This window comes from Burkholderia alba, assembly GCF_034721475.1.
In the GTDB taxonomy this organism is placed as follows: domain Bacteria; phylum Pseudomonadota; class Gammaproteobacteria; order Burkholderiales; family Burkholderiaceae; genus Burkholderia; species Burkholderia alba.
In genome coordinates, this window is record NZ_JAWJWL010000022.1 from 16,126 (window position 1) to 32,302 (window position 16,177).

A 16,177-nucleotide genomic window follows, 5' to 3' on the forward strand; every position below is an offset into this window, starting at 1 on the left:
GCGTCGCGCCTCCCGCCGTCAGAACACGTGGCGCACGCCGACGCGACCGACCGCCTGCTTCTGGTCCGACGACGGATTGAAGCCGGCGATCTGCGCGACCGGCGCATCGCCCGCCGCCTTCTGATACGCGCCCATCGCATAGACGCTGGTGCGCTTCGACAGCGCGTACTCGACGCTCAGGTTGAACTGGCTGTATTTCGGCGCGGCGTCGGTCGCGTGATCCCGGCCCGTCGTGTACGTATAGCCCGCCGACAGCGTCCACGCCGGGCGCGGCGTGACGATGGTCGACAGTTCGTAGTTCTGGAACGTCGCGTCGTGCCCGGCGCTGCCCTGCTGGAAGATCGTGTTCGTGAAATCGACGAGCAGCTTGACGGCGGGCAGCACCTGATACGACGCGCCGACGCCGAACACTTTCTGCGCGCGCGCCGCATTCAGGTAATCGCCGTAGATCGCGTTCGTGAACCCCGGGTAGTTCTGGTAGCCCTGCGTCGATACGCCGGGGTTGTTGATGCGCAGATAGCCGATCCCCGCGCCGATCGGGCCGGCCGCATAGCTGGCCCCCGCGCTGAACACCGCGTTGTTCGAGAACTGGCCGGCGATACCGCCCAACGAATAGAGACCGCCGAACGTGAAGCCCGCGATCGTCGGGCTCCGGTACTTCACCGCGTTCGCGATCGGGAAACCGTTGTCGGTATTGTCCATGTCGTTCGGATGCGCGAAGTAGTAGCCGCCGATGTTGCCGTTCAGCGTGAACGGCTCGACGTAGTCGACGATCGAATCCCACTGGCGGCCGAGCGTCAGCGTGCCGAGCCGGGTGTCGCTCAGCCCGACGTAGGCATTGCGCGAGAACGCGAGGCCGCTGCCGAGCCGCCCCGAGTTGATGTCGAAGCCGCTTTCGAGGCGGAAGATCGCCGAGAGTCCGCCGCCGAGATCCTCGCTGCCGCGCACGCCCCAGCGGCTACCGGCCGTCACGCCCGACGCAAGCTGGGCAAGATGCGAACCTTGCACATTGCTGACGAAATCGAAGCCGTCCTCGACGATGCCGTACAGCGTGACGCTGCTTTGCGCGTGGGCGTTCAGGGCAGCGGCGAGCGGCAGCGAGAGCAGGATTTTCTTCATTGCGGAGAGCGAAGTATCGGGAGGGAAACGGGCGCCGCGTCGGGCGAATACGCGACTATAACGGCGGCGGCGCCGCTCGCCAACGAACGAATCGAGGATTGGATTTCCATTTTTCCAGGCCGGCGCGCGCCGTCGTGCCGGCCGCCGAAACGCGCGGACGCGATAAGCAAATGCCAATCCGTTGATTGGCCGGCCGGCGCGAATTCGCTAAAGTGCGCATTCCGTCACTTTCAACGCGGACAGCACCGCTATCGTCTGCACTGTCACGCATCCAGCAGGAGTTTGCGCTACCGATGAATATCCTCCGATCGCTCCGTCTGGCCGGCGTCGTCACGTTTGCCGTCGCCGCCTCGGCCGCGGCACATGCGGCACCCGCGATCACCGTCGCCTCCAAGATCGACACCGAAGGCAACCTGCTCGGCCAACTGATCGCGCAGGTGCTGAAGTCGCACGGCCTCGCGGTCACCGACCGGATCGGGCTCGGCACCACGCCGATCGTGCGCCGGGCGCTGACGACCGGCGAGGTCGACATCTATCCGGAATACACCGGCAACGCGGCATTCTTCTTCAACAAGGCGGACGATCCCGTATGGAAGAATGCGGCGCAGGGCTACGAGACGGCGAAGCGGCTCGACTACGCCGCGAACCGCCTGGTCTGGCTGACGCCCGCTCCCGCGAACAATACGTGGGGCGTGGCGGTACTCGGCGCCGTCGCGAAAGCGAACGGGCTCAAGCGCTTCAGCGATTTCGGCAAATGGGTGAGCGGCGGCGGCAAGGTGAAGCTCGCCGCGTCGGCGGAGTTCGTCAACAGTGCGTCGGCGCTGCCCTCGTTCGAGAAAACCTACGGCTTCCGGCTGCGGCAGGACCAGTTGCTGGCGCTGTCGGGCGGCGATACCGCCGCCACGATCAAGGCGGCCGCGAACCAGACCGACGGCGTGAATGCGGCGATGGTGTACGGCACCGACGGCGGCATCGCATCGGCCGGCCTCGTCGTGCTGGAGGACGACAAGAACGTGCAGCCAGTCTACGCGCCCGCGCCGGTCGTGCGGGAAGCCGTGCTGAAAGCGCATCCCGAGATCGCCGACTACCTGAAGCCGGTATTCGCCGGTCTCGATCTGAAGACGCTGCAGACGCTCAACAGCCGCATCCAGCTGAATGGCGAGCCGGCCGCGGCCGTCGCATCGAGCTACCTGAAAGCGAGGGGCTTCGTCCAATAATGTCGGACGCGGGCGGCCGCGCCGCCGCCCGCGTCCCGCCCGCGCCATGGCCGAATATTTCGACGTAGACCACGCGAACGCGATTCGCGCGCTCGATACCCGCTTTGCCGCACGGACCGAGTGGCCGACCTGGCTGCTGATCGCCGTCATCTACGGCGGCTGGCTCGCCGTGCTGCTGCTCGTGCGCGCCGAGCGCTTGCCGCTCATCGCCGCCACGCCGGCGCTGAGCGTGCTGTGCGCATGGCACCTGTCGCTCCAGCACGAACTGCTGCACGGCCATCCGACGCGCTCCGAGCGGATCAACAGGCTGCTCGGCTATCCGCCGCTCGCGATCTGGTATCCGTATGCGCTGTATCGCGATACGCATTTGGAACACCATCGGGACGAGGACCTGACGGTGCCGGGCGTCGACCCCGAAACCAACTACGTGCCGCGCGGCAGCTGGGCGTCGCTGCCTCGCTGGCGGCGGGCGCTGTGGATCGCGCGCAAGACCTTCGTCGGGCGGATGGTGATCGGGCCGCCGGCGAGCGTTGCCGCGATGTTCGCGCACGCCGCTTCGCGCTTCGCGCGGGGCGATCTGCGAGCGTTGCCGATGTGGGCCGCGCACGGCATCTGCATCGTCGCGCTGCTGGCCTGGCTGCAGCGCTGGATCGGGATACCGTGGTGGTATTACCTGCTCGCGGTGACGTGGCCCGCCCTGTCGCTTTCGACCATCCGCTCGCTGTACGAGCATCGCGCGGTCCTCCATCCGAAAGCGCGTATCGCGATCAACGAAGCGGGGTTCGCGATGCGCCTGCTGTATCTGAACAACAACTACCATCTCGTGCATCACGATCTGCCGCGGCTGCCCTGGTTCTACCTCCCGCTCGCCTACCGGATGCGGCGCGACGCGTATGCGCAGAAGTGCGGAGGGTTCGTGATTCGCGGCGGCTATGGGGCGTTGCTGCGACGCCATGCGTGGCGGCCGACCGATGCCCCCGAACATCCGTTCCGGCATGCGACGGTGGCCGTGTCGGCGGGCGGTGGGCGGGTGGCGGTGGTCGATGGGTGTGTGCAGGTGAGTACGTGAGGTTGCATAGAACGAACATGAAGCCGGGCGAGCGCAACGTCTCATTGGCGTCATGATATGCCTCGAACACGAAATTAATGACAGGCCCGTCGGCAAATTTTCATCGCACTTCTTCGTTCGAAACCGACGCTACGCTCGGCACCGTTCGTGCGCTGAACCATGCTGTCGGCATCGTCCGTATGCCGCACGCTGTGCGACACCCAACCTCGGCTGCCCCCGTCTGGTCTCTACGCCTTCCTCGACACCATTCTCCCGAACGCTCCGAGGATTTCCCGAACAACAACGACCCTCTCGTGTATCACCATCGGCCGCGGCTGCAGGGGTTGTACTTCCCGTTCGACAAGCACCCGCTCAACCAGAATGGTCGATTATTCTCACGAGAATAACGACCCGCACAGCCGCCCGGATTAACTTCCGGATTGTCTCGCTCAATCGAAACGATGCCCGGCAAATACGGGAAACGATCCATCCAAAGCCTGCAACGGCCATCGCAAGACCGCCATCAAGACCCTCTAAACAAATTGATTTCCCTTCCGGACTTTTAGTGGGATCATCCGCCGGGAAGATCGTCGGATGGCATCGAGCAACGGCCGCATTCGAAGCCGCATTTCGAAAAACGAAATGCCGGTATTTCACGTGGCCGAAAATGAGAACACATTGCCCATCCGCCATCCCCCATGCAGAAAAATAAGAGAGGGAATCATGAGCGCTTCGATGATGAACGTCCTTGTCGGCGCGTTGCTGGGATGCGCGCTTTCGGCATGCGGCGGCGACAATCCGGCGGATGTAGCGTCCGCCGCCTCCATGAAGCCGATCGAGCGGATCTCCGATGCGGCTCTGCCGGCCTTGACCCCCGGGAATCCCCCCGGTTTCAATTTCAACCTTGCGCCCTTCACGCTGCAGTTGCCCACCGGTGCGTCGGGCAGCGTCGACACCGTGGACGGAGATAGCCTCAAGGCCGGCTACACGAATCGGGACTACTTCTATACTGACCAATCGGATGGCGCGATGGTCATGATGGATCCCGAACGTGGGTGGACTACCTCGGGATCTCAACATCCGCGAACGGAGCTGCGTGAAAACGCGACATGGCCGACGAACGGAACGAACACGCTCAGCGCGACCGTCTCCGTGGTCCAGGTACCCGACCACACCACCATCGGACAGATTTTCCAGGGCGCCGGTCCAAGCAAACCACTGTGCGAGCTGCAAGTGACGTCGGGAGGGATTGCGCAGCTTCTGCTCGAGGAAACGAACCAGGGTGGGAAATCGAAAACCTATCGGCTGGCGAACGTTCCGCCGGGAAAACCGTTCAGCTACGACCTGAGTCTGAGCGGAACGACGATAGGCGTGAAGATCAACGGCGCCAGTCGATCCTTTACGATGGATCCCAGCTTCGACGGAGAAACGTTCTACTTCAAGGCCGGCAATTACGATCAGACCGCCACCTCGGGCCCGCCGCTGACGGTTCCGGGCACCGTCGTGAAATTCTATGCGCTTGCCTTGACCCATCGCTAGACGAACGCCTTCACCCCGGCAGCGCCTCCGGACCGCAAGCGGATCCACTTGCCCCGGAATGCTGCCCGCACCACCCGCCGTGCATTGATATTGGCGTCCCCCGGCATCGACATCATGGCGCGCAAGGATCGCGTGCGGCCATGCTGTCCACTTTGAAAATCGCGAATCGCTTCGATCGCGAGGCGGCACCGTTTGTCGTTTGTCCAAAGAAGACACTCACCATGGAGCGTTCAAGATGAAAAAAACGTCGATTCAAACGCTGAAAGTCATTTCCCTTTCCATCGCCTTTTCCGGAATGCTCGCGTCGTCCTGGGGCGTCCGCGCGCAGCCCGCCGTGCCGGGCAATGCGGGGCAACCGGCACAGGCGGAGACCTGCGACACGCCTTGGTCGGGCAACAGCATCTATCAGTCCGGCAACGTCGTCAGCGACAAGGGGACGAACTACACGGCCGCGTACCGGACCCAGGGCAATGCCCCGTCGTCCAATAGCGGTCTCGACGGCAGCGGCCAGCCGTGGGTTGCGGGCGCGGCTTGTGCCGCGCTCGGAATCGATGCCCGGCAGCTCGACCACGATGCCAATTTCTCGCCGGCCACGCTTCAGTTTCTGAAGTCGAAGACCGGGCTCGACGGCGAGCAATGGGACAACATCATGAAGCTGATCAACAAGCCGGAGCAGGACTCGCTCGACTGGACGAAGTACTACGGCTATTGCGAGAAACTGACCGACGATCGCGGCTACACCATCGGTATTTTCGGCGCGACGACGGGCGGCCCGAACGATACGGGCCCCGACGCGCCGGCCCTGTTCAAGGAGTACGACGCCGTCAGCGGTGCGGCGAACCCGAGCATTCAGGGCGGCCTGACGCGAATCGGTGCGCACGGCAGCATGTCGGGATCCATCCTGAAGATCACCGACAGCGGCAAGGTGTTCTGCGGGAAGATCGAGAAATTGCAAAGCGATGCGAACTGGCGCGAGGCCATGTGGCGCACGTTCTACAACGTCTACATCGGATACAGCGTGGAGCAGGCCCGGCAGCGCGGCTTCGGCTCGGCGCTGACCATCGGCTCCTTCGCCGACACCGCCCTCAATCAAGGCGCGACGGGCGACAGGAACTCGCTGCAGGGGTTGCTGGCCCGTTCGGGCAACAGCGTGGACGAGAAGACGTTCATGACGAAGTTCTACGCCGAGCGCACGAAGGTGGTCGACACGAACGACTACAATCAGCCGCCGAACGGCACCCATCGCGTGCAAGAGTGGAGCACGCTGATGCAGGAGGGCAAGACGAGCCTCAAGAATGTCGATGCCGCGATCGTCAGGGTGACGAACTGGCAGATGCATTGACGTGCGGCGGCGCGGCCGCGCGCAGCGCAAAAAAAACCGCGCCGGCTCGGTCGCCGATGCGGGTTTCGGGATGTTTTGACGCCGCCTGAAGACAGCAAATGGTGCCGGGGACCGGAAAACGACTCCCCAGTAACTGCAAGGGTTATAGCGCGTCGTGCGTAATGAATGCGTAGCACTTGGAAAATTTCTGGCCGGAATCGAATCGGAAGAAATGCGGCGCGCGCGGATCATATGATCGCGCGCGGGTTCGGCTATTTTCCGCTCGGTTTCCCGCCGCAGTTCTTTGCCCCGGCCGTGTTGTGCGCGAGGATCTGGCGCGCGGTGTCGTCGCTCAGCACATCGGTCTTGCTGACGTAGATCGGACGCGCCCAGTCGCACGCCGTGTCGACGATCCGCGTCTTCGTGACGATCTGCGGCTCGCACGGCGCCGCGGCCGGCTTAGTCGCGCTGCCAGTCGTTGCGCAACTGTTGTTCAGCACCGCCAGCAGGCAGAGCACCAACGTTCGTATCTGCATCGTTTCTCTCCTTTGCGGCGGCCGCGCCGGCATTCGCCTGGGCTTCCGCATTCGCGGACTGTGCGACCTGCTCGCGCGCCTGCGCGGCAGCAGCCTGCGCTTGCGCGGTCTGCTGTCCGGCCTGTGCGACACTCGTCGCGGCGCTCTTCGTCTTGATCCAGCCGAACAGCATGCCGCCTGCCACGCCGAGCGCGCCGACGAGAACCGGCCAGAACTTGCCGAGCAGGGTGATGAGGATCGTTGTCATGCTTCGCTCCAGTGGCCGGTAAGGAATAGATCGCGCTCGGCCGCGCGCCGGCGCACGAGGCCGGGCAGTACGACGCCGCCGCCCTTGTTCCAGACGGGGAACTGGTCGGCTGCGCCGGTCATGTCACCAATGTTCAGGTGCCGAAGCAGTGTCGACGGCTGGCCGCTGGCGAACGTGATGATGCCGTCGCGGCCCGGATCGCCGGCGCACCGCGCGCGGCCGGGCCCTACGTTGTTCACGATGCTGGAGAGCGCGGCCGCAGCGCGCAGGTTCACGTCGTGGCGCGCGTCGGCCGTCGCCTGCGTCCAGACGGTTCCCTCGCGTACGTCCGACCCTGTCGATCCCCACCCGCACGTCCACGGCGCGCCGCTCAGCGCGCGCAGCACCGGATCGCTCGGGATCGGTCCGCCGCCGAGCACCCTGTACCAGAGGCCACGCGCTTGCAGCGCCTTCCCGAGCGGCGACGCCGAATCGGGATAGGCGGTCAGGTAGCAGTTCTCGAAATGCTGCGACAGCGCGCGGCAGAGCGCGAGCCAAGCGTCATCGGCCGTATCGGGTGGAGCGTTTTGCGGTACAGCCGGCACGATTTCCGTTCCACCAGTCGCGCAACCCGTGTCAGACGCGACCGGCAGTGATGCACCGGAAACCGCAATGTTTATTTGCATCGACTCGATCGAGGGTGCCGGCACATCAACGACCGGAGCCGGATTCACGCCGAACAGCCGAGCGATCGAGCGATCGAGCGGAAGAGATCACTGAGCGCCATCGCCGTTTCCCTGCGCGGCGGCCGCGTCCGACGGCACCACGCGCCGCACCGCGGTGTAGCGCACGACGAGGATCAACGCGAACGCGACGAATGCCGCATACCGCTGCACGCCCTGCGGAAGCAGTTCCTTCAGGTCGGCTGGCATAGAGTTCCACGCCTCAACGATCGCCGGACCGGCGGCCGTTACGACCGCGAGCGCGCCGCTCACGATGACGGTGCAGCGTGCGCCAGTTGTCGGCCATCGTGATTTTCCATTTCATCATCGCGTCCACCGTTTCGTGTCGGGCCGGTTGCCGGCTGCGCCGAGAACGAGCTGCGAGACCATGCCCTTGATGTCCTTCAGGTCGTCGCGCATCGCTTGGTTGCTCTGTTCGAGAACCGTGACGCAGTTCGAGAGTCCGGAATACAGTCCGATGCACCAGGCTGAAACCCCTACCAGAGCGGCCAAAATAGACACCAACCCCGCGACCGTGCTAACAATCGTTTTGGCGCTTACAAGCCAAGAACCGGGGTTATTTTGCTGGTTATTTTGATCGTTCATTTAACGGAGGCCGTTAATTAAAAATCAGACCAGACAATTATCGGTCAAATGTTTATGTTTATTTATCGATTAAAAGGCCGATATGTCGTAGTGCGTGCCCCCCCGGATAGGGAGCCTATCCCCGGCAGCGCCCGGTGCCTGCCCCTATGCGGCTGGGCAGCGCATATAATGCCGGCTTCTCACGAGGATCCTGCATGGAACTGACGACCCTGTCCCTTAGCCTGCCGATCGGCGCAATCCTTGTGATCACTATGCTGTGCGCGACACTCATCTCGACGCGCTCGACGTTCTATCGGGAGTTTTTGGCAGTCGAAGCATCGAGATCAAGACATCACGCCATTGACGGGTTGCGCGGGTTCCTTGCCCTAGCTGTCTCGTTTTCTCACCTTGTGGTGAATCACCAGTTCTATGCAACTGGAAAGTGGCAAGCTACACCATCATCTTTGGCGACATTCCTCGGATCGGGTGGCGTTGCATTTTTCTTTATGATTACCGCATTTCTGTTCTGGAACAGGATTGCTTATAACAATACTGCATTCGATGCCATAAAATTTCTTCGATCACGCGTGCGCAGATTAGTCCCAATGTATTTGGTCGCAAGCTCGCTTGTCGTAGTTACCGTTATAGCGCTCACACATTTTAAGCTGAATGTCGAGCCAATAGTTTTAGCAAAACAAATTTCATCATGGATTCTATTCACCGCCCCCGGAAATCCCGACATCAATGACTTTGATCGCACGTATATTGTAAACGGTGTTTTTTGGACTCTGGTATATGAATGGAAGTTCTATATCTCACTCCCATTGCTTGCAGTGTTCATGCGAAGCAAATTTCGGTTACTTGCCGCGTTGATAATATGCGCCTGTATCTTTCTATACGCATATCCTCCGGTCGAATGGCTATTTGTCGCTGGCGCGGCGGCTTCCGCGATGGTGCGTATCAGATTTATTCGATCAATTGCTTCCCAAGCGTGGTTCGCGATACCGATGATCGCAACGGTTGTCGTTGCGATTCGAGTCACGCCTCAACCCTACACGGTGACCGGCGCCGCGATCCTTTTTGTGCCGTTCCTTGCTATAGCATCTGGCAATACCATATTCGGATTGCTTACGCTTCGCGCGGCCAGATTTGTTGGATCAATCAGCTATAGTTTCTATCTACTCCATAGCTGGGTACTGTATCTCGTCTATCGCGCTGTTGGACATTTCACTGATGTCGCAGCACTCAGCGCAATAGAATATTGGATCGTAGGGCTTATCGTAATCCTTGCTTCAGTCTCACTATCGAGCATAACATTCCGCGTCGTGGAGATTAGATTTATGTCGCCCTCGACTCAGAAAAACATGTCTTTGTCGATGGCGGCCGAACAGAAAAATCATGCACTAACGGGAACCGGCAAATAGGGCTGAACTTGGGCGGACTGCTTATTATAGAAAGCATCCCACCGAGAATCGGTCGCATCCACCTCGCCTTGATTTGGATGCTCAGCCGGATCCTGCGGACAGCAAAAATAAGAGACGATTTCCGAATCGGTTGAATCCGAGAATTGTACGTAGATCATGGTGTCAGAACTCGTAGCCGGTCAGGTAGATGAGGAATGTAGGCGTTCCAGTGGGGGCCGTCGCGACGTAGTAGATGGTCTGCGTTGTCATGATGGGCGCACGCTCGTATGAGGTTCCCTGGCTGATCGCCGTGCCGCTAAGCCCCTTCTGTCCGATGCCGGACAATCCCGAAACGATCAACTGAAGTGACGACGTTGTCGACGACGATGCAGTCAGGATGCCAGAAACGGTCCGTGCATTTCTCGGCACCGCACCACTGATCGACAGCGCGGTCAGCGTCGATTGCTGGGTGCTGCTATTCAGCACCAAGTTCGCGCCGGTCGAAACCAATCGATCATTTTGAGATCCGGTCACGAATTGCCCACTCGAATTCGTACCCCAAACACTCACAAGCGCGCTGGCTGAATAGCCAGACGGTGCGTTGGAACCACCGTATACATTCGGCGCGACAGCACTGGTTGCATTCGACCCGATCAGCGTACGCGCCCCCGTCGTCGGGTTGAAGAAGGCATACAGCGCGACGAAACCAGACGCTGGTGCGCTACCGACACCATGCCGCCAGGGCCAGTCGCCGCAAGGTTGATCGTCTGATTAAACGCACCGAGCACATACTTCTGTGCTCCCAAGGCGGTTCCGATGACAATTTCGTCCGCCGTCAATGTCGCGGTCGCGCTCGCAACCGCCAAACTCATTGCAAGGTTTCGCGATTGTCCACCGCGCCACTCATGAACGCGGCGACCCAGCCGCCGCCCGTATCTGGGTTCGTCGCATTGTTGTCAGTCTGGTTGAGCCACAGGCCGCTTTGATCCGATCGCAGCAGCAGCGCACCGCGCGGATAGCCGCCGACGTTCGCGTCATTGGCAAAGGTCGAGTTGTAGCCGTACGCACTGCGTTGTCCGGCGGGATACCGAGATCGCTGAACGGGTTCGCGTCGGCCCACTTCCATTCCTTTCGCGCAATCGTGTAGACGTTCCGGTAGAGGTTGATCTCGCGCAGCACAGAGCCGTTCGTGATGCCACGCACCTTCGTGCCGTCTGGCGCGACATAGCCGGCCAGTCGCCGGTCTCTCCACTCGGCCCACATCGGCGTGTCAGCCTGAGACAGCGGCCGCTCGGCATATTCGGGGAACTGCTTGATAAATGAGGCGATGCGGTTCTGTTCCCACTTCGTGCCGCCCTTCTTCGTCGACACGCGCGTCGAGTATTCGTTGAGCGCCTCGCCCAGTGTGTGACGGTCGGCGACCGGCATGTCACGCGGGCGCTTCAGTTCGGCCTCGCGCGCAGCGCCCCAAGCGTTTGCCTCGCGGCGTGTCCGCAGCACCTTCGAATCGCGGACGCCGCCGACGTAGACCTGCAAGCGGAAGCCGTCTTTGTGTGGGGTGGTCGATGCCATTGTGGGGAGAGTCGCGCGTTGCGGATGGGGAATCCACTCTACAACCCTCCCCATAATGCGGGGAAAACAACCTGTACGGATCAACAGTATCGATCGGCTAACCCGTTGTTTCTACAGGATTCAACTGATCGAGAATGTTTGTGTTGATGCGTAGTGGTGCCGGGGACCGGACTTGAACCGGCAAGCCTGTTAAGGCGGCGGATTTTCATCACACTGATTCTTTCGAAACCGGCGCCGCTCACGGCACCGTTCGTGCGCTGGACTATGCCTTCGCCATCGTCCGCATGCAGCACGCTGTGCTCCACGCCCGACCTTAGGCGCCCCCCGTCTAGTCTCTACACCTTCCTCGACACCGCTCTTCCGAACGTTCCGAGGCTTGGCTCGGCGTTGCCTCGGCGCATCGCGCACCAGGGGTTTCACCGAATTTGAAGGGTTCTGCACCGGCCGTTTCCAACCGGGCACTCAATCATTTAAGTCCGCTATGTTTACCAATTTCATCACCCCGGCAAGGGCGGACGGAATTCTACCATTGGTCCGGCCCCGCAACCCGCTTTCCGTAGCGCACCCGTCATCGCAGCTTCATAAACATTCCCGATAATCCGCGTCGACGAAAACGTTTACATCGCTCCGCCAGGACGCTCCCATGACGCCGACCATCAAGGATGTCGCCGCACTCGCCGGCTTCTCGATCGCCACGGTCTCGCGCGCGATCAACGCGCCGCACACCGTCAGCCCTGCCGCGCTGGCCGCGATTCGCGCCGCGATCGAGGCGCTGCGGTTCCGCCCCAATCCGCTCGGACGACAGTTGCGTAGCGACCGCACGCAGCTGATCGGCGTCGTACTGCCGACGCTCGCGAACCCCGTATTCGCCGAATGCCTGCAGGGCATCGACGAGCGCGCGTCGCAGGCGGGCTTCAAGCTGATCGTGATGACGACCGAATACGACGCGGCGCGCGAGCGCCACGCGATCGAGACGCTGCGCGCGCAGCGCGTCGAAGGGCTGATCCTGACCGTGGCCGACGCCGACGCGCACCCGCTTCTCGACGAACTCGACCGCGACGGCCCGCTCTACATGCTGATGCACAACGACACGCCGCACCGCCCGTCGGTCGCGGTCGACAACCGCCGCGCCGCGTACGACGGCGTGCGCATGCTCATCGCGCACGGCCACCGGCGCGTGCTGATGCTGGCCGGTTCGCTCGCCGCGTCGGATCGCGCGCGGCAGCGCCATCTCGGCTACGCGCAGGCGCTGCGCGACAGCGGCCTCGCGCCGCTGCCCCCCGTCGAAATCGATTTCAACGCGCCCGAACTGCCGGCCGCCGTGCTCGCCCACCTGACGATGCACGCGTCCCACCCGACCGCGCTGTTCTGCAGCAACGACCTGCTGGCGATGGTCGTGATGCGCGGCCTGCGACGCGCGCGCTTCTCGGTGCCGGACGACATCTCGGTGCTCGGCTTCGACGGCCTTGCCGTCGGCGAACTGCTCGCTCCGCCGCTCGCGAGCGTCGCGACGCCCAACCGCGAGATCGGCCAGGCCGCGTGGCAACGCCTCGCCGAGCGCATCGGCGGCGTGAGCCATGCGCAGCCCGCGCTGACGCTGCCGCATGCGCTGCGCGAAGGCGCGACCGTCGCGGCGATCGCCAGCGCGCGCCACCTGCGTCCCGCCTGACCCCTCATGCCCCACCCTGCCCGTCACAGGAGACCTGTTGTGAACCGTAGCCTCACGCTGTTCCCGCGCCTGTCGCTCGCCGCGACCGTGCGCGCCTTCGCCGCGCCGCTCGCCTGCGCGGCCGCGCTGTTCTCGCTCGCCCCGTCCGCCGCCCACGCCGACGAAACCGCGATCTGCTACAACTGCCCGCCCGAATGGGCGGACTGGGCCGCGCAGATCGCCGCGATCAAGGACAAGACCGGCATTCGCGTGCCGTTCGACAACAAGAACTCCGGCCAGTCGATCGCGCAGCTGATCGCCGAACAGAAAAGCCCGGTCGCGGACGTCGTGTACCTCGGCGTCTCGTCGGCGTATCAAGCGAAGGACAAGGGCGTGATCGCACCGTACAAGCCCGCGCACTGGAACGACATCCCCGCGAACCTCAAGGACCCGCAAGGCTACTGGTTCACGATCCACTCCGGCACGCTCGGCTTCTTCGTCAACAAGGACGCGCTCGACGGCCGCCCGGTGCCGCGCTCGTGGGCGGATCTGCTGAAGCCCGAATACAAGGGCATGGTCGGCTACCTCGATCCGTCGAGCGCGTTCGTCGGCTACGCGGGCGCGGTGGCCGTGAACCAGGCGCTCGGCGGCAGCCTCGACAATTTCAAGCCCGGTCTCGACTGGTTCCGCAAGCTGAAGGCGAACCAGCCGATCGTGCCGAAGCAGACCGCTTACGCGCGCGTGCTGTCGGGCGAGATCCCGATCCTGCTCGACTACGACTTCGACGCGTATCGCGCGAAGTACAAGGATCATGCGAACGTCGAGTTCGTGATCCCGAAGGAAGGCACGATCGAGGTGCCGTACGTGATGAGTCTCGTCAAGGGCGCGCCGCATGACGCGAACGGCAGGAAGGTGCTCGACTTCGTGCTGTCGGACGAAGGCCAGAAGCTATGGGCGAACGCGTATCTGCGCCCGGTGCGCGCACAGGTCGTGAGCCCCGAGATCGCGGCGAAGTTCCTGCCCGCGAGCGAGTACGCGCGCGCGAAGACGGTCGACTTCGGCAAGATGGCGGCCGGCCAGCAAGCGTTCGGCTTGCAGTACCTGCAGACCATGCAGTAACGCACTGCCGTCGCACGCCCCGCCCATGACCGACCTCACTTTCCCGCTGCGCTGGCGCATCGCGCTCGTCGCGCCCGCGCTCGCGGTATTCGCCGCGTTCTGGCTGCTGCCGATGGTCTCGCTTGTCCAGGTATCGGCGAGCGGCGCATTCGTCGATACCTATGTCGCGCTGCTGGCGAACGCGCGCTACATGAAGAGCCTCGGCTCGACGGTCGCGCTGTCCGCGGCCGTCACGCTGGCGACGCTCGCGCTGTCGACGATCTCCGGCCTGCTGCTCGCGCGCCGCGAATTCGCGGGCAAGCGGCTGCTGATCGCGCTGCTCACGTTCCCGCTCGCGTTTCCGGGGGTCGTGGTCGGCTTCATGGTCATCATGCTGGCGGGCCGCCAGGGCCTGATCGGCATGCTGTCGGCGAAGCTGACCGGCGACAAGTGGGTGTTCGCGTATTCGGTCGCGGGCCTGTTCGTCGGCTATCTGTATTTCTCGATTCCGCGCGTGGTCGTCACGGTGATCGCCGCGGCCTCGAAGCTCGACGCCTCGCTGGAGGAAGCCGCACGTTCGCTCGGCGCGTCGCCGTGGCGGATCCTGCGCGACATCGTACTGCCCGCGCTCGCGCCGGGCCTGATCGCGGCCGGCGCGATCTGCTTCGCGACCGCGATGGGCGCGTTCGGCACCGCGTTCACGCTCGCGACCGACCTGAACGTGCTGCCGATGACGATCTACACGGAGTTCACGCTGAACGCGAACATCGCGACCGCGGCCGGGCTGTCGATCGTGCTCGGTCTCGTCACCTGGGCGGTGCTCGGCATCGCCCGCCACGTCACCGGCCAGACCGCGGTCGCGGCCGCCTGAGAGATTCACGTCAAGATGCGTACCGCCACCGATCCCGACACCGCCGCGCCCTCCCGGCCCGCGCCGCGCGCCGCCCTCCGCCGTACGCTCGGCGCATCCGGCGCGTGGCTCGCCGCCGCGCAGTGGAGCATCACGCTGCTGCTGTGCGCGTTCCTGATCGTGCCCGTCGTGATGTCGGTGCTCGCCGGCCTCACCGTCAACTATTTTCGCGGCCTGTCGAGCGGCCTCACGCTGCGCTGGCTCGCGCAGGTCTGGACGCAGTATCACGACTCCGTGTTCCTGTCGCTGATCATCGCCTTCGCGACGCTCGCGATCACCTTGGCGGTCGGCGTGCCCGCCGGGTATGCGCTCGCACGCAGCCGCAGCCGCGCCGCGCGCGCGATCGAGGAAATCCTCGTGCTGCCCGTCGCGCTGCCCGGCCTGGCGTCGGCGCTCGCGCTGCTGGTCGTCTACGGCGGTTTCAGCGCGTTTCGCATGAGCGCGTGGTTCATCGTCGCCGGCCACGTGGTGTTCACGCTGCCGTTCATGGTCCGCTCGGTCGCGGCCGTCGCGGCGAGCGCCGATCTGCGCACGCTCGAGGAAGGCGCGGCGAGCCTCGGCGCATCGTTCGCCACGCGCTTCGCGACGATCGTGCTGCCGAACCTGCGGCCCGGCATCGTCGCGGGCGCGCTGGCCGTGCTCACGCTGTCGATCGGCGAATTCAACCTGACCTGGATGCTGCACACGCCCGACACCAAGACGCTGCCGGTCGGCCTCGCCGATACCTACGCTTCGATGCGGCTCGAGGTCGGCAGCGCGTACACGATCCTGTTCCTGCTGATGACCCTGCCGCTCCTCGTCGCGATGCAGTGGCTCGGCGTCGATCCGTCCGGCGCGCGGCAAGGCAAGCGGCGCAAGCCCGCCGCCTGATCCCGCCATTTCGCTTCCGTCCGCCCATGAAACTCGATTCCGTCCCCATCGCGCTCACCCGCTGCGCAAAAACCTTCCGCGGCGCGCGCGTGCTCGAACCGCTCGACCTGTCGATCCGCGCCGGCGAAACCCTGGTGCTGCTCGGCCCCTCCGGCTGCGGCAAGACCACCACGCTGCGCCTGATCGCCGGGCTCGAAACGCCCGACCCCGGCGGTGCGATCGCCTTCGGCGACGACGACGTCACCGTGCTGCCGATCGAACGACGCCAGGTCGGCATGGTGTTCCAGAACTACGCGCTGTTTCCGAACCTGTCGGTGCGCGGCAACGTCGGCTACGGGCTCCGGATCCGTCGTGGGGGCCCGC

Annotated in this window: 18 protein-coding genes; 10 read left to right on the forward strand and 8 right to left on the reverse strand. The window is 63.6% G+C overall.

Annotation, left to right across the window (positions count from 1 at the left end; all coding sequences use genetic code 11):
- Positions 1-18: 18 nt before the first annotated feature.
- Positions 19-1,119: a porin gene (locus RZR99_RS23280; RefSeq protein ID WP_323122134.1), complete on the reverse strand. Its 1,101-nt coding sequence runs from the start codon at positions 1,117-1,119 to the stop codon at positions 19-21.
- A 293-nt stretch (positions 1,120-1,412) separates the two neighbouring features.
- Here RZR99_RS23280 and osmF point away from each other — a divergent pair, with 293 nt between their 5' ends.
- The 4 genes from osmF (at position 1,413) to RZR99_RS23300 (ending at position 6,265) form a co-directional block, all read left to right on the forward strand.
- A complete protein-coding gene (osmF, locus tag RZR99_RS23285; protein WP_323122135.1) occupies positions 1,413-2,336 on the forward strand; it encodes a glycine betaine ABC transporter substrate-binding protein OsmF in 924 nt (307 codons plus the stop codon).
- Between the two features lie 46 nt (positions 2,337-2,382).
- A complete protein-coding gene (locus tag RZR99_RS23290) occupies positions 2,383-3,405 on the forward strand; it encodes a fatty acid desaturase (RefSeq protein WP_323122136.1) in 1,023 nt (340 codons plus the stop codon).
- A 573-nt stretch (positions 3,406-3,978) separates the two neighbouring features.
- On the forward strand, positions 3,979-4,923 hold the full coding sequence (locus tag RZR99_RS23295) for a polysaccharide lyase family 7 protein (protein WP_323122137.1): 945 nt from the start codon (positions 3,979-3,981) through the stop codon (positions 4,921-4,923).
- A 235-nt stretch (positions 4,924-5,158) separates the two neighbouring features.
- Complete coding sequence (locus RZR99_RS23300) at positions 5,159-6,265, forward strand: chitosanase (protein WP_323122138.1); 1,107 nt, start codon at positions 5,159-5,161, stop codon at positions 6,263-6,265.
- 251 nt (positions 6,266-6,516) lie between these two features.
- Here the strand turns inward: RZR99_RS23300 and RZR99_RS23305 are convergent, their stop codons facing one another.
- The 5 genes from RZR99_RS23305 to RZR99_RS23325 are packed head-to-tail and all read right to left on the reverse strand — an operon-like array spanning position 6,517 to position 8,334.
- Positions 6,517-6,780, reverse strand: coding sequence for a hypothetical protein (locus RZR99_RS23305; protein WP_323122139.1), 264 nt, complete (start codon positions 6,778-6,780; stop codon positions 6,517-6,519).
- Positions 6,704-7,027 carry a hypothetical protein gene (locus RZR99_RS23310; RefSeq protein WP_323122140.1) on the reverse strand — a complete coding sequence of 108 codons (324 nt, stop codon included), beginning with the start codon at positions 7,025-7,027 and terminating at the stop codon, positions 6,704-6,706. Before RZR99_RS23310 ends, RZR99_RS23305 begins: the two co-directional genes overlap by 77 nt.
- Positions 7,024-7,740 (reverse strand): lysozyme, encoded by a 717-nt coding sequence (locus tag RZR99_RS23315; RefSeq protein WP_323122141.1) that lies wholly within the window; start codon positions 7,738-7,740, stop codon positions 7,024-7,026. Before RZR99_RS23315 ends, RZR99_RS23310 begins: the two co-directional genes overlap by 4 nt.
- A gap of 39 nt (positions 7,741-7,779) precedes the next feature.
- A complete protein-coding gene (locus RZR99_RS23320) occupies positions 7,780-8,001 on the reverse strand; it encodes a DUF7940 domain-containing protein (protein WP_456061834.1) in 222 nt (73 codons plus the stop codon).
- 51 nt (positions 8,002-8,052) lie between these two features.
- Positions 8,053-8,334 (reverse strand): hypothetical protein, encoded by a 282-nt coding sequence (locus RZR99_RS23325; RefSeq protein ID WP_323122143.1) that lies wholly within the window; start codon positions 8,332-8,334, stop codon positions 8,053-8,055.
- A 194-nt stretch (positions 8,335-8,528) separates the two neighbouring features.
- On the opposite strand from RZR99_RS23325, the gene RZR99_RS23330 reads away from it, so the two are divergent.
- Positions 8,529-9,737 carry an acyltransferase family protein gene (locus RZR99_RS23330; RefSeq protein WP_323122144.1) on the forward strand — a complete coding sequence of 403 codons (1,209 nt, stop codon included), beginning with the start codon at positions 8,529-8,531 and terminating at the stop codon, positions 9,735-9,737.
- A 162-nt stretch (positions 9,738-9,899) separates the two neighbouring features.
- Here RZR99_RS23330 and RZR99_RS23335 read toward each other — a convergent pair whose 3' ends face one another.
- Both RZR99_RS23335 and RZR99_RS23340 read right to left on the reverse strand, forming a co-directional pair.
- On the reverse strand, positions 9,900-10,250 hold the full coding sequence (locus RZR99_RS23335; RefSeq protein ID WP_323122145.1) for a hypothetical protein: 351 nt from the start codon (positions 10,248-10,250) through the stop codon (positions 9,900-9,902).
- A gap of 369 nt (positions 10,251-10,619) precedes the next feature.
- On the reverse strand, positions 10,620-11,288 hold the full coding sequence (locus tag RZR99_RS23340) for a site-specific integrase (RefSeq protein WP_323122146.1): 669 nt from the start codon (positions 11,286-11,288) through the stop codon (positions 10,620-10,622).
- 643 nt (positions 11,289-11,931) lie between these two features.
- On the opposite strand from RZR99_RS23340, the gene RZR99_RS23345 reads away from it, so the two are divergent.
- From RZR99_RS23345 to RZR99_RS23365, 5 genes are all read left to right on the forward strand, one after another.
- Positions 11,932-12,957 (forward strand): substrate-binding domain-containing protein, encoded by a 1,026-nt coding sequence (locus RZR99_RS23345; RefSeq protein WP_323122147.1) that lies wholly within the window; start codon positions 11,932-11,934, stop codon positions 12,955-12,957.
- Positions 12,958-12,963: 6 nt separating this feature from the next.
- On the forward strand, positions 12,964-14,055 hold the full coding sequence (locus RZR99_RS23350; protein WP_323122148.1) for an ABC transporter substrate-binding protein: 1,092 nt from the start codon (positions 12,964-12,966) through the stop codon (positions 14,053-14,055).
- Positions 14,056-14,080: 25 nt separating this feature from the next.
- Complete coding sequence (locus RZR99_RS23355; protein ID WP_323122149.1) at positions 14,081-14,905, forward strand: ABC transporter permease; 825 nt, start codon at positions 14,081-14,083, stop codon at positions 14,903-14,905.
- A 15-nt stretch (positions 14,906-14,920) separates the two neighbouring features.
- Positions 14,921-15,814 (forward strand): ABC transporter permease, encoded by an 894-nt coding sequence (locus tag RZR99_RS23360; RefSeq protein WP_323122150.1) that lies wholly within the window; start codon positions 14,921-14,923, stop codon positions 15,812-15,814.
- A gap of 26 nt (positions 15,815-15,840) precedes the next feature.
- Positions 15,841-16,177 (forward strand): ATP-binding cassette domain-containing protein (locus RZR99_RS23365; protein WP_323122151.1); only part of this gene is annotated, 337 nt, incomplete at its 3' end.